This is a genomic window from Nocardia mikamii NBRC 108933 (genome assembly GCF_001613505.1).
GTDB lineage: Bacteria > Actinomycetota > Actinomycetes > Mycobacteriales > Mycobacteriaceae > Nocardia > Nocardia mikamii.
Window position 1 is genome coordinate 47,129 of the sequence record NZ_BDCM01000014.1, and the last position, 13,313, is coordinate 60,441.

General features: G+C 70.0%; 14 protein-coding genes. 1 reads left to right on the top strand and 13 read right to left on the bottom strand.

Translation table 11 applies throughout. The features are described 5' to 3' along the window. Positions 1 to 54 precede the first annotated feature (54 nt). The 3 genes from NMI01S_RS21790 to dapA all read right to left on the bottom strand — a co-directional run bounded on the left by NMI01S_RS21790 (position 55) and on the right by dapA (position 3,753). A complete protein-coding gene (locus tag NMI01S_RS21790) occupies positions 55 to 678 on the bottom strand; it encodes a TIGR03085 family metal-binding protein (RefSeq protein ID WP_036503315.1) in 624 nt (207 codons plus the stop codon). A gap of 133 nt (positions 679 to 811) precedes the next feature. Next, positions 812 to 2,848, bottom strand: a complete 2,037-nt coding sequence (locus NMI01S_RS21795) for a ribonuclease J (RefSeq protein ID WP_063000070.1) — start codon at positions 2,846 to 2,848, stop codon at positions 812 to 814. Further along, complete coding sequence (gene dapA, locus NMI01S_RS21800) at positions 2,845 to 3,753, bottom strand: 4-hydroxy-tetrahydrodipicolinate synthase (RefSeq protein ID WP_063000072.1); 909 nt, start codon at positions 3,751 to 3,753, stop codon at positions 2,845 to 2,847. Before dapA ends, NMI01S_RS21795 begins: the two co-directional genes overlap by 4 nt. 147 nt (positions 3,754 to 3,900) lie before the next feature. Here dapA and NMI01S_RS21805 point away from each other — a divergent pair, with 147 nt between their 5' ends. Beyond that, a complete protein-coding gene (locus NMI01S_RS21805; protein WP_063000074.1) occupies positions 3,901 to 4,347 on the top strand; it encodes a hypothetical protein in 447 nt (148 codons plus the stop codon). Between the two features lies 1 nt (position 4,348). Here NMI01S_RS21805 and NMI01S_RS21810 read toward each other — a convergent pair whose 3' ends face one another. The 10 genes from NMI01S_RS21810 to NMI01S_RS21855 form a co-directional block, all read right to left on the bottom strand. Then, complete coding sequence (locus tag NMI01S_RS21810) at positions 4,349 to 5,380, bottom strand: DUF8320 family protein (RefSeq protein WP_245716971.1); 1,032 nt, start codon at positions 5,378 to 5,380, stop codon at positions 4,349 to 4,351. Next, positions 5,370 to 6,638 carry a sensor histidine kinase gene (locus NMI01S_RS21815; protein ID WP_063000081.1) on the bottom strand — a complete coding sequence of 423 codons (1,269 nt, stop codon included), beginning with the start codon at positions 6,636 to 6,638 and terminating at the stop codon, positions 5,370 to 5,372. The genes NMI01S_RS21810 and NMI01S_RS21815 overlap by 11 nt, the downstream gene beginning before the upstream one ends. After that, positions 6,635 to 7,291 (bottom strand): response regulator transcription factor, encoded by a 657-nt coding sequence (locus tag NMI01S_RS21820; protein WP_063000083.1) that lies wholly within the window; start codon positions 7,289 to 7,291, stop codon positions 6,635 to 6,637. The genes NMI01S_RS21815 and NMI01S_RS21820 overlap by 4 nt, the downstream gene beginning before the upstream one ends. Before the next feature lie 125 nt (positions 7,292 to 7,416). Then, complete coding sequence (locus tag NMI01S_RS21825; RefSeq protein WP_030513190.1) at positions 7,417 to 7,869, bottom strand: flavodoxin family protein; 453 nt, start codon at positions 7,867 to 7,869, stop codon at positions 7,417 to 7,419. 30 nt (positions 7,870 to 7,899) lie between these two features. Then, a complete protein-coding gene (locus NMI01S_RS21830; protein WP_063000084.1) occupies positions 7,900 to 8,388 on the bottom strand; it encodes a hypothetical protein in 489 nt (162 codons plus the stop codon). Next, positions 8,385 to 9,140, bottom strand: a complete 756-nt coding sequence (dapB, locus tag NMI01S_RS21835) for a 4-hydroxy-tetrahydrodipicolinate reductase (RefSeq protein ID WP_167669928.1) — start codon at positions 9,138 to 9,140, stop codon at positions 8,385 to 8,387. Before dapB ends, NMI01S_RS21830 begins: the two co-directional genes overlap by 4 nt. Before the next feature lie 37 nt (positions 9,141 to 9,177). Next, positions 9,178 to 9,378, bottom strand: a complete 201-nt coding sequence (locus tag NMI01S_RS21840) for a hypothetical protein (protein WP_063000086.1) — start codon at positions 9,376 to 9,378, stop codon at positions 9,178 to 9,180. A 31-nt stretch (positions 9,379 to 9,409) separates the two neighbouring features. Continuing rightward, complete coding sequence (locus NMI01S_RS21845; RefSeq protein ID WP_063000088.1) at positions 9,410 to 10,525, bottom strand: alcohol dehydrogenase catalytic domain-containing protein; 1,116 nt, start codon at positions 10,523 to 10,525, stop codon at positions 9,410 to 9,412. Between the two features lie 99 nt (positions 10,526 to 10,624). Next, positions 10,625 to 11,971: a pentapeptide repeat-containing protein gene (locus NMI01S_RS21850; protein WP_063000090.1), complete on the bottom strand. Its 1,347-nt coding sequence runs from the start codon at positions 11,969 to 11,971 to the stop codon at positions 10,625 to 10,627. 132 nt (positions 11,972 to 12,103) lie between these two features. Then, positions 12,104 to 13,309 carry an MFS transporter gene (locus tag NMI01S_RS21855; protein ID WP_063000092.1) on the bottom strand — a complete coding sequence of 402 codons (1,206 nt, stop codon included), beginning with the start codon at positions 13,307 to 13,309 and terminating at the stop codon, positions 12,104 to 12,106. Between the last annotated feature and the right edge of the window lie 4 nt (positions 13,310 to 13,313).

Genomic DNA, 13,313 nt, shown 5'->3' on the forward strand with positions numbered 1-13,313 from the left:
TCATTGCCGACCTCACAACGCCGTCAGCGGCCGGAAACGACGCGCGCGACGGCCTCAGACGCTGCGATCGGAGGCGAAGACCGCGGCCACATCGTCGACACCACCGGCAGCGTCGACGCGGACCTCGTTGCGGCCGAACGCGTGAAGCAGCAGTTCGGAGGGCTGCCCGGTGAGGACCACCGCATCGCCGCCGACGTTGTGCGCCGTCACGCGTTCGCCCTCCGGCGTCGCCAGCACGACGGTGACCGGCGATTTGCGATACGCCATCCGCGCCATCCGCCGCGTCGCCGACCACAACTTGCGCTCGTCCTCGGCCGGCAGCGGGCGCGGCTTCCATTCGGGGTCGGCGCGGCGCACGTCCTCGTGGTGGACGAACATCTCGGTCAGGTTGACCACGGCGTCGACCGGCTTCAGCGGCGACCACCACGGCGGTCCGGTGCGAATCTGCTCCAGCAGTTCGGTGAACGGCTTCTCCGACACCTTGGCCTGCACCGAATCCAGGTATCCCGCAAGGGGTTTCAGCAGGATCCCCGGTGCGGCCGCGGGATGACGCTCGCGCACCACCAGATGCGCGGCCAGGTCGTGCACCGTCCAGGTGCCGCACAGGGTCGGGGCGTCGGGACCGACCGCCGTCATGGTCGACACCAGGGCCCGGCGTTCCCGTTGAGCCATACTCATGGGCCGAGCGTAATGGGTCGGGGCCGGAGGAGGTAGCGAGTGCGACTACGCAGGTGTTCCGCTGCGATCCATCGGCACTGCGTAGCGGCCCCGCCCGAATCCATCACTGTGGGCGGGGCCACATCCAGCAGTCTCAGACGCCCATGACGGTCGGCACGATCATCGGGCGGCGGCGGTAGGTGTCGGCAACCCAGCGACCCACCACGCGCCGCACACCCTGCGCGATGCGGTGCGTATCGGTGACGCCCTCGCCGGCCAGCCGCAGCAGTTCGGCCTCCACCAGCTCCTGAGCACCCAGCAGCGCACCCGGATCGTCGGAGAAACCGCGGCCGCTGACCTCCGGCGTGCTGACCGCCTTACCGGTGGTCTCGTCGACGACCACGGTGATCGCGATGAAACCGCCCTCACCGAGCACCAGGCGGTCCGACAGCGTCGATTCACCGACGTCGCCGACCGACAATCCGTCGACGTACACCTGCCCGACCGGATAGCGGCCGACGATCGAGGCGATTCCGTCGACCAGGTCGACCACCACACCGTCCTCGGCGAGCATGACCCGTTCCTCGGGCACGCCGGTCGCGACCGCGAGCGCGGCGTTGGCCCGCAGATGCCGCCACTCCCCGTGCACCGGCATGGCGTTGGTGGGGCGGACCGCATTGTACAGATAGAGCAGCTCGCCGGCCGAGGCGTGCCCGGAGACGTGCACCTTGGCGCTCTGCTGGGTCACCACGGTGGCGCCCAGCCGGGCCAGGCCGTTGACCACCGCGAAGACCGCGTTCTCGTTACCCGGGATCAGCGAGGAGGCCAGCACCACGAGATCGTCGGCGCGGATGTTGATCTGGCGATGGTCGCCACGCGCCATCCGCGACAGCGCCGAGAGCGGTTCACCCTGCGAGCCGGTCGAGATCAGCACCAGTTTGTGCACGGGCAGATTCGCGGCCTGGTCCAGATCGACCACGATGCCCTCGGGAATGTTCAGGTACCCGAGATCCTGCGCGATCTGCATATTGCGGACCATCGAACGACCGACGAAGCACACCCGGCGGTTGTAGCGCTGGGCCACATCGACGACCTGCTGGATGCGATGGACGTGGCTGGCGAACGAGGCCACGATGACGCGACCCTTGGCTTTGCCGATCACACTGTCGAGGACCGGGCCGATCTCGCGCTCCGGGGTGACGAAGCCGGGCACCTCGGCATTGGTCGAATCGACCAGGAACAGGTCCACACCCTCGTCGCCGAGACGGGAGAACCCGGCCAGGTCGGTGAGGCGGCCGTCGAGCGGCAGCTGATCGAGTTTGATGTCACCGGTGTGCAGGGCCAGCCCGGCCGGCGTGCGCACCGCGACCGCGATCGCATCGGGAATGGAGTGGTTGACCGCGAAATACTCGCAGTCGAACGGGCCGTGGGTGGTCCGCTGGCCCTCGGTGACCTCGATCAGCTTGGGCTGCAAGCGATGTTCGCGGCATTTCGCGGCGACCAGCGCGAGGGTGAATTTCGAGCCCACGACCGGGATGTCGGGCCGCAGCCGCAGCAGGAACGGCACCGCGCCGATGTGGTCCTCGTGGCCGTGGGTCAGCACCACGGCGGCGACCTCGTCGATCCGGTCCTCGATGGGCCGGAAGTCGGGCAGGATCAGATCGACGCCGGGCTGCTGATCCTCGGGGAACAGCACACCGCAGTCGACGATCAGCATCGCGCCGCCGTATTCGAACACGGTCATATTGCGGCCGATTTCGCCGATGCCGCCGAGCGCGTAGACGCGCAGGCCCTGCTTCGGCAACCTGGGCGGCAGACCGGCCGGCAATCCCGCCGAAACAGGTTGCGGCGCGGACTGTTCCGCCCGCCCGCGGCTGCCCGACTGGCGGCCACGGCCGGAACGGCGGGAACGACCCCGGTCACCGGCCTGTTCGCCACGCTGGGCGGCGGGAGCCGCTTCACGCTGCGCCGCGGGAGCGGCTTCACGTTGCGCTGCGGACGTGGTCTCGCGTTGCCCGGCGGCAGCGCGACGCTCGGCGGCCGGTTCGGCACGCGCGGGCTCCGGCGGCGAAACCTGTTGCACCGCAGGCTTTTCGGGCTCCACCGGCGGCGCGGGCGGCGGCGCCGGAGCCGGTGCTCCCGCCGCTCGGCTCGCGGTCCGGCGCGGACGACGGTTCACCGGTTCACTCATGCGAGCACCCCCGCCAGTCGCAGTTCGGCGACGATCGATTCCAGATTCACACCTATGGGCATCAGCTGCGGCAGCCGCGGCTCGCCGACATCCATTCCGAGCAACCGCAGCGACGACTTGATCAGGGCCACGCCGCCGACCCGGGCCATCGCGCGGTTGACGGGCAACAGGCCGGCATTGATGTCGCGAGCCAGCGTGACCTCACCGGCCGCGTACGCATCACGCAACTGCACCAGCCGCTCCGGCACCAGATGGCCGATCACACTGATGAATCCGACCGCACCCACCGACAACCACGGCAGATTGAGCACGTCGTCGCCGGAGTAGTAGGCCAGCCCGGTGTCGGCGATCAGTTCCGCTCCCGCGCCCAGGTCGCCCTTGGCGTCCTTCACCGCGACGATGTTCGGGTGTTCGGCCAGGCGCCGCAGCGTATCCGGGGCGATCGGCACGATCGAGCGCGGCGGAATGTCGTACAGCGTCACCGGCAGATCGGTCGCGTCGGCGACGGCAGTGAAATGCGCCAGCAAACCTTCCTGCGACGGGCGCGAGTAGTACGGCGTCACCACCAGCAAACCGTGCGCACCCGCACGCTCGGCGTTGCGGGCGAGCTCGATGCTGTGGGCGGTGTCGTAGGTGCCGGCGCCCGCGATGACGGTGGCGCGGTCGCCCACGGCGTCGACGACGGCGTGCAGCAGGTCGAACTTCTCCGATTCGGTGGTGGTCGGCGATTCTCCGGTGGTGCCGGAGATGGCGAGCAGGTCGACACCGCGGTCGACCAGGCTTGCGGCCAGGGCGACGCCGGCATCGACATCGAGCTTGCCCTCGGCGGTAAAGGGGGTCACCATCGCGACACCGACCGTGCCGGACGCGCGCAGCTCCGTTCGCGTCGATTCACCGTTCGTCATGGTCAGAAAGGCTACCCGGTCGCGGATACGACACCGAACCGTCGTCCGTGATATCGGCGGACATTCCGGTCACATTCCAGCAATGACAGCGACCGTGACGGCATTTCGGCGCTGGCGCGATGTCATTGATGACGTCATACTGATGTCATGGACCTGAACAAGTACACCGCCCGGCTGCGCGACGATCTGATCGCCGCGGCCGCCCTGGGCGACGAGAAGACCCAGGCCACCGCCGCCGCATTGGCCGCCGCCACCGAGAATTCGCTGCGGCTGACGTTGCTGGCCGCGCTCTCGGATCTGGCGAACGAGGTCAACGCGACCCTCGACGATCGCACCGTGCACGTCTCCCTGTCGGGGACCGACGCCCAGGTGGAGGTGCGCCGCACGGCATCCGAGGAGTCGCATCCGACCTTCGAGGAGATGACCGGCGACATCAGCCGCGTCACCCTGCGCATGGTCGAGAATTTGAAGGCCCGCGCCGAGGAGGCCGCTACGCAGAGCGGTCAATCGCTGAACTCCTGGCTCGCCGGTGCGGTACAGGGCGCCCTGCGCGACCAGATGCGCAAGGGCGGCCCCGGCCGCTGCGACAGCTGAGTCAGTCCATCACCGTCACGGTGCCGGTGGGACCGATCTCGATGCGGCGGTCCCGATCGGGCGCCTGCGCGAGGACAGTCGACAGCGCCCGCCGCCCCGGCGGCAGGATGCGCACCGTCACCGAGCCGGCGTTCGCCGCGTCCAATTCCCTTGTGGCGACGTCGATGACGCGCTCGCGCAACCATTTCGGCGCGTCGGTGAAACCGCCGTCGTCGAGGAGCACGACCTCCACCCCGCGCGCTCGCGCACCCCGCGCGGCCCCGCTGAGTCCCTCGGTCACCAGCTGCGGGGCGCGCAGTCCGTCGCGCAGTTCCGCCTCCAGCAGCCGGCACTGCTCGCGTTCGCCGACGGTGAGGACCGCGCCGTCGGCGATGCGTTCCAGAATCGGGCGAGCCACCCGGTCCAGGCGCTCCAGCTGCCGGGCGCGTTCGCCGTCGGCCGCCGCCATCGTCGCCTCGGCGGCGGCCTGGGCGCTCGCCTCCTCGCGCAACATCCGCAGCGAACGCTGAGTGGGCCGCATGATCTGCGCGAACACCGAGATGGCGATGACGGTGCCGATGGGAACGATCGCGGCGACGATCGCGCTCGCGCTCAGCCACGCCAGCGCGCCGCCGACACCGATGACGACCGCGACTCCGGCCACGCCCAGCCACGCCGTGCCCATCCGGCCCCGCAGCACCAGCACGGCCAGCACATACGAGGTCGCGAAGGTGGTCCACACCATGTGCCGGGTTTCCGGCGTGCCGGGATCGGCCGAGGTCAGCGCGGTGGCGACCGGCCCGGCGGCGGCGACGAAGATCGTGACGGTCCAGGGCAGCGGATCACCGGGGGCCACCAGCACCAGCGCACCGGCCACCACCATCACGATCAGCGCGGTCACCGCCGACAGCGCATTCGTGGTGTCGAGGTTGCGGACCATATAGAGGGTGATGGTCACTTCGAGAAGGACCAGGAACAGCCACGCGGTACCGCCGCGCAACCCCAGCATCTCCCCCAGTCCGAACGCCTGTTCCCGACCGGTTTCAGTGCGCACCGTCACCACCCCAGACCAAGGTCACCGCGGTGCCCTCCCCCGGTTGCGATTCCACGAATCCGGCGCCGCCGGCCAGCTGGCGCATGCGGCCCAGAATGCTCACCGAGATGCCGAGCCGGTCCGCGGAGACCGCGTTCACATCGAATCCCGCGCCGTCGTCGGTGAAGACGACCCGGATGCTGCCCGCGCTGATCGTGCAGGTCACCGTGCGTGTCACCGCGCGACCGGGCACCGGGGCGTGGCGCAGACTGTTGCGGACCGCCTCGGCCAGGGCGGCGGCGAGGGTGCGCGCGGCGGCGGCGGGCATGCGCAGGTCGTCGAAGCCCGGCCAGGTCCTGGTGGTGAAGCGAATGCCGGCGTTCACCTCGTGCACCGAGGCGCGCAGGAAGTTCACGGCCGCGGGGGCATCGAGCACATCGGGTTCGCGCGATTCGACCCGGATCTCGTCGAGTTGGTCCAGGGTGCGTTCGGCCTGCCGTCGCAACACGGCCGAGGGTTCGCTGCCGCGCGAGGCGTCCAGCAGCGTGGACAGGACGGCGTCGTGGATGAGGGCGGCGAAGCGGGCGCTCTCGTTGTCGCGCGCCGCGGCCGCGGCGGCTTCGGCGGCCTGCCCGCTCGCCGCCACCGATTCGCGATCCACCCGGGCCGCGGCCGACAGCGCCGAGACCACACACCACAGGAACAGCGCCGACAAGCCGACCGCGCGGGCGAACGCGCTGAGCGCCGACGCCGCCGTGAACTGTTCCGCCAGATAGATATTCGTCAACGCGACGGCCGCCGAGCCGATCAGCAGATAGGCCCCCGCGACGAGCGTCGGCCACGCCAACGTGGCCGCGAGCACCCCCAGCGGCAGCATCCGGTACAGCCATACCGAATTCGCGCCGATGCTGTGGGTGTCGAGTCCGATCAGCATGGTCGCCACCGCGGACAGGAAGGCCACCGCGGCGCAGCCCGACACCAGCCGGATGGTGCGCGGCCTCGACCGGATCGAGAGCAGGGCCAGTACCGGGAACAGTCCGAATGCGAGCGCGCCGGCGGCCGGGGTCCACCAGGCGGGCGTGAACTGCGCCTGCTCGGTGATCTCCGGAACGTCGGCCAGGCCCATGATCACCCCGCCCGCGCCGACCGAGAGCCCCAGCCGGCGCATGACGCGCTCCACCGCGGGAGTATCGGTGCGCACCTGGGCGCGGCCGGGAACCCGGAGGCGGGCCGCGGCCGCGGTGCGCGCGAAGACTCCGGGCGCGTCGATCGCGATCATGCCTGGTTGTTGCGCTCGGGCACCGGCAGCCACCCGTCCTCCACCGCACGCTTGTAGAGGTCGGTCTTGGTGGGCGCCGGGCGACCGGCGTCGGCGTACTTCTGGCGGATCCGGCCCAGGTAGTCGTTGACGGTCTGTTCCGAGAGCCCGGTCAACCGCGCCACCCGCGAGGCCTTCTCGCCGGAGGCGTAGAGGGTCAGCACCTCCTGCTGGCGTGGACTCAGGCCCACATCGGGCAGCTGCGGATCCCCGTCGATGGCGGCGGCCCAATCGGTGGTGACCACCTGTTCGCCGCTCGCGGCGGCGCGCACCGCGGCGACCACGGTCTGCACATCCTCGGATTTGCGCACCACGCCCAGCACTCCGGCCCGCGCGGCCGAGCGCACCAGGAACGGATTGTCGGCGCCGGTGAACACCAGCACCTCGAGCCCGCGATCGCGCAGGGCCTGCACGTTGGACTGCGGGGTGGAGCCGTCGGCGAGCCGCAGATCCAGGATCACCAGATCCAATTGCGGTGCCGCCGAGAGCAATTCGGACACCGTTGCGGCGGTGATGACCAGTTCCAGATCGCTTTCGCCGGCCAGCATGCTGGCCAGCCCGAGCGCGACCGACTCGTGGTCCTCGACCAGACCGATCCGCCGCGATGGCGTCATATGGTCCTCACCCTTCCCCAAACCCGAACACAACACCGCGCCCCACCCGGGAGGGCGGCGTCCTGCCGTCGAGTATGACGGTGCCGGTGATCTCCGTGTGAGACACCAGAAATCGGGTCACGGGCTCACGCGGTCAGCTGCGCCGCGATCGTGGCCCCCAGTTCCCAGCACTTCTCCCGGTCGTCCTTGCCGGGCTGACCGGTGACGATCACCGGTGCGGCGGCCTGCTGCCATCCCATCCCGGTCGTCACGGTCGTGATGCTGCGCTCGGCGCCCTCGGTGCCCTGATTGCCGTGGATGTACACCCCGAACGGCCGGCCACGGGTGCTGTCCAGACACGGGTAGTAGAAGGTGTCGAAGGCGTGTTTCAGCGCGCCCGACATGTAGCCCAGATTGGCCGGCGTGCCCAGGACGTAGCCGTCGGCGGCGAGCACATCGCTCGCGGTCACCGCCAGCGCCGCCCGCCGCACCACCTCGACCCCCTCGATCTCGGGGTCGGTCGCGCCCGCGACCACCGCTTCGAACATGTCCTGCAGGAACGGCGAAGGCGTGTGGTGGATGATCAGCAACGTCGGCACCCAGGCGAGCCTAGTGGGGCCGACCGGGTGTCAGGACCCGGTCCGGCGTTCGACCCGCTCGAGTTCCACCGCGCGGCGCATGGTGTCGCGGGCGCGGGAGCGGTCGCCGGCGTAGTCGTAGGCGCGGGCGGCGCGGTAGTTGGTGCGCCAGTTGTCGGGATCGGCTTCCCACTCCTTCTTGACCTGTTCGAACAGCTCGTCGGCCGCGGCCTTCTCCAGCCGGCCGGAGGGGCGGCGGGGCAACTCGGAGACGTCGAGTTCGAGGCCCTCGTCGTGGATGCGCCGGGCCAGATGCTGGTGGGCGAGGGCGGCGCGAATGCTGGTGGCCACCACCCACACCCCGAGGATCGGCAGGATCAGCACGCCCACGCCCATCGCGACGGCGGCCGCCTTGCCCGAGGTCATCAGTTCGATCGCGATGCGCCCCAGCAGCAGGAAGTAGAAGGCCAGCGCGATGACCAGGAAGGCGATGAAGGCGACGATGCGCAGCACCTGCCGCCCGCTGTCGCGCTCGTTCACAGGTCCAGCAGCGGATCGAGCCCGACGGTGAGTCCGGGGCGGGCGCCGATCTGCCGCACACCCAGCAGCACGCCCGGGGCGAAGGAGGTGCGGTCGATCGAGTCGTGGCGGATCGTGAGCGTTTCGCCCTGGGTGCCGAACAGCACTTCCTGATGCGCGACCAGCCCGGCCAGCCGCACCGAATGCACCCGCACCCCGTCGACGCTGCCCCCGCGCGCGCCGTCGAGTTCGGTGGTGGTGGCGTCGGGGCTCGGGCCCACACCGGCCTGTTTGCGGGCCTCGGCGATGATGCCGGCGGTCCGGTAGGCGGTGCCGGAGGGCGCGTCGGCCTTGTTCGGATGATGCAGTTCGATGACCTCGACCGATTCGAACCAGCGCGCGGCCTGTTCGGCGAACCGCATCGACAGCACCGCGCCGATGGCGAAGTTGGGGGCGATCAGCACGCCCACCTCGGGATTGTCCGCCAGCCAGGAGCGCACCTGCGCGAGCCGGGATTCGTCGAATCCGGTGGTGCCGACCACGGCGTGAATACCGTGCTCCACCAACCACTTCAGATTCGGCATCACCACATCGGGATGAGTGAAGTCGACCACGACCTGGGTGCCGGCCTCGGTGAACGCCTCCAGCGCGTCGTCCCTGTCGACGCCGGCGACCAGCTCCAGATCGTCGGCGGCCTCGACCGCCGCGCAGATCGCCTGTCCGACCTTGCCCTGCGCGCCGAGTACGCCCACCCGGATCCGGTTCGTCGCCACCGTGAACTCCTCACATACCGTTCGATGCCCGTTGCGCTCAGAGCCTATCGGCAGGGCCGCCGGCCGCCGCCACACCGGTCACCCGGAAGTCGCCTACGTCACCCGCCGCGACCACCGAGAGCCGATCCGGCAGCCGTGCGGACGACGGCGCCGCGTCGTCGTCTCGACCGATCGGCGAGCCGCAGCGTCGTCCGGCGACGACCACGCGGTGAGGGCGGCGACGGGCGACCTTCGACATGCGAGGGCACCACGGGCGCGAGGCCCGCGCCTCAGTCGAAAATGATGACCTGGCGCAGGGCGTGCCCGGCGGCCAGCTCGTCCATCGCGTGATTGATCTCGTCGAGCCGGATGCGCGAGGACACCAGGCGTTCGACGGGAAGCCGCCCCTCCCGCCACATCCGCACATATTCCGGGATGTCGCGCGCCGGGACCGCGGAACCGAGGTAGCTGCCCACGATCGAACGCCCCTGCGCGACGAGCCCGAGCGGTGAAATGCTCGCGCGCGCTTCCGGATTCGGCAGTCCGACGGTCACCGTGGTGCCGCCGGGCGCGGTGGCGGCCACCGCGGTCTCGAAGGCCCGCACATTCCCCGCCGCCTCGACCACGACCTCGGCCGCGATACCACGCTCGGCCACCTCCGCCGGTGTGTAGACCTGGGTGGCGCCGAGTTCCTTTGCCAGCGTGAGCTTCTCGGGGACGGTGTCGACGGCGATGACCTCTGCGCCGAGACTTTCCCGCAGCGATGCGGCCACCAGCACGGCGGCCATACCCACGCCACCGAGACCGACCACCATGATGCGGTCCCCCGCGCCGGGCCGGGCCGAATTCAGCAAGGCCCCACCGCCGGTGAGGACCGCGCAGCCGAGAACGGCGGCGACTTCCGGCGGCACGTCGTCGTCGACCGGCACCACCGACCGCCGATCGACCACGGCGTGGGTGGCGAATCCGGAGACGCCGAGATGGTGATGCACCGGCCCGTCCGCGCCGCGCAGCCGCCGCCCGCCGCCCAGCAACTCGCCCTCGTTGTTGGCCACGCTGCCCGGGACACACGGGGTGCGGCCGTCGGTGGCGCAGCCCTCACACTGCCCGCAACGCGGCAGGAAGGTCATCACGACGCGCTGGCCGACCCGCAGATCGCTGTCACCGGGGCCCACCTGCTCGACCCGTCCGGCCGCTTCGTGTCCCAGCAGCATCGGCACCGGCCGCACCCGGTTTCCGTCCACCACCGACAGGTCCGAATGGCACAGCCCGGCCGCCTCGATCCGGACCAGCAACTCCCCCGGCCCCGGCTCCGCCAACTCCAGATCCTCGATCACGATCGGGTTCGAATCGGCGTAGGGAGCCGGGTCACCGATCCGCTCCAGCACAGCACCACGAATCTTCATGGCACCGACGGTACCGGGCGAGCGCGACGCCGAGTATCACTCGGCCGGCCGCGATCATCCGGAGCCGCCGCGGGCACGGTGAGTACCGGCCGCGGCTACTCATGCGTCCGGTTGTCCCGCGACGACAGGGCCGGCGCCGTCAGGATCTCGCACTCCGTCCGGTGTCGGCGTCTCCTCCGGCGCCACGGGGCCGAACGGGCAGCCGGGGATCGCAGCACCCTCGGTCGACACGCTGCCTCGAAAGGTGACGCCACGAAAATCGGCCGGCCGCGAATCACCGTCGGCACCGATGCGGGCGTTGTCGAACACAGTGCGGGAGGCATCGAAACGGGTGCCGGCGAACGTGATGCGCGAACCGCCGATCACGGCGTCGTCGAAACGGGTGTCCGCGCCCGCGAAGCGGACGTCGTCGAAATGCGTCCGGCCCCCCTCGAAACGGGCCTGCCGGAAATCCGTCATGTCGGCCCCGAACTTCGCGCCACTGAACGACGTCGGTTCCCCGGCGAAGCGGGCGCGCAGGAATCGTGTTCCCGGACCGAGGAATTCGGCGCCGGTGAAGTCGGCGCTCCGATGGAAGACGGCGTCCACGAAACTCGTTCCGGCCCTGGCGGTGTGGTCGGTGTAGGCGGTGGTGGCGAAGTGCGCGTTGTGGAACAGCACGTCGTTGTCGAATCGCGCGGCATGAAAGGTCACATGCTGGCCGACGAACTTGACGTCGGTGAAGTTGGCCGAGCGGCTCCCGGTGAAACGGGCGCCGCGCAGATGTGTGTGCCGGCCGGCGAAGACCGCCCCCCGGAAGTCCACATCCTCGAGCACCGCGTCGTCGAAGTTGAAATTATGTGTGGACCACGATATTTCGGCCGTCGGGCGCAGCCGCGAGGCGATCACCGAGACGATGGTGCGACGCACTTCACGATCGTTCTGACGCAGTTGATAGGCCCGCTCCACCTGGGAGCTCCCCGCCTCCTCGGTGACCTTGCGCGAGCTCAGGTGGGTGGCGCCCTCGTCGGGGTCGTAGGGCAGTCGCAGATAGCCGCACAGGACGTCGATGCACTGCTGCCGCATGCCGCGCGTCGCGAACTCGTCCGCCACACCGGCCATCGCGTAGACGCCGGCGATCCGCACCGCGACATCGGCATTACCCAGTTGCGCCGCCGCTGCGCCGAACAGTTGCGCGAAGCGGCCGCGTTCGTTGTCGCGCTGCTTGCGATAGGCCACGACCAGCGCCACCGCACCGCCGACGCCGGCCGAGACCGACAACGCGATCTTCGTCAGATCCAGCTGATTCGGCGTATCGGCCTTCGCGCCGAGCGCGAGCCACAGCGCCCACCACGCGACACCCGCGATCGCCAAGCCGCCGAGCACCACCGTGACGACCGATACCAGCAGTGCCGAGCGCTGTATCCGCTGAGCCTGCCGGTGCAGAAATGTCCCCCGCCGAACCATGTGCGCATAGTAACGAGAATTCGAATCCGCCACAGCTCCCGCGGGATTCGGCCCGGCCGCGACGCGGCGATGCGGTGCACGCCTTTCCGGTGCGCACCGCATCGTTGTGTCCGGCAACCAGTTTCGCGCCGATCAGGCCGCCGCGCGACTCCCTCGCACACCGATCGCGGCCGCGGTCAGGCACGCCAGTGCGACCACCACCACGAACCACGGGAAGATCGTGCCCATCCCCCACTGGGTGGCGGCCCAGCCGGCCAGGACGGTCGGCAGCGCCATCGCGGTATACGCCAGCAGGTAGTAGGCGGACATGGTCTCGCCGCGCTTGTGTTGCGGCACCACATTCGACAGATGTCGCAGGGATCCGCCGAAGCCCAGGCCGAAGGTGGTGCCGAGCAGGACCCCGGCCAGCAGGACGACCACCCAGTTGTGGGTCGCCAGCGCCGGAATGGTCAGCAGCAGGGCGATCGCCATCCCGGTGTCGCCGCCGACGGCCGCGCGACGCGCCGGAATCGCGGTCGCGAACAGCTGAGCCAGCGCCCCGGCCGTCGCGGTGGAGGCGACCACGGCGCCGCCGAAGACCAGATTGTGCACGCCGGTCTTCTCCGCAGCCAGCGAGGGATACAGCGACAGCAGCACACCGAGCACCGACCAGGCCGCCATCACGCCGAGCGCCGAGAACCAGAAGTCGGCCCGGATCTCCTGCGGCACCGCCGGTTTCGCGATCCGGATCGGACCCGACATCCGCGCGGTGTGGGTTTCGGTCATCACCACCACGCCGACCCCGATCAGCAGGCAGAACACCGTGATCACCACATACGGCGTGCGCAGCGGATGCGGGACGTACTGTGCCAGCAGCGCCGAACCCAGAATGGCCACGGCCATACCGACATTGAAGGCCACACCGGTCAGCTGTCCCGATCGCGCACCGTGCTGCGGACGCAGATCCAGCAGAGCCGCCGCCCCGGCGACCACGGTGGCGCCGACGGCCACTCCGTGCAGCGCCCGGGCCACCAGCAGCATCGCGACATTGTCGGCGAACAGGAAGACGATCAGCCCGATCACCATCGTCGCCAGCGCGCCCAGCAGCACCGGCTTGCGGCCGACCACATCGGAGATCTTGCCCGACACCAGCACCGCGGCCAGGGCGGCGACGGCGTAGACGGCGAAGACGATGGTGGTGGTCAGCGGCGAGAAATGCCATTGCTTCTGGTACAGGCCGTAGAGCGGGGCGGGAACACCGGACACACCGAGCGCTACTCCACTGGCGACCAGAATCAGTGCATAGGCCCAGGACTGCGTGGTCCGCTGAGCCGGTGCAACCGTGACAGTTGCGGCCATCGAT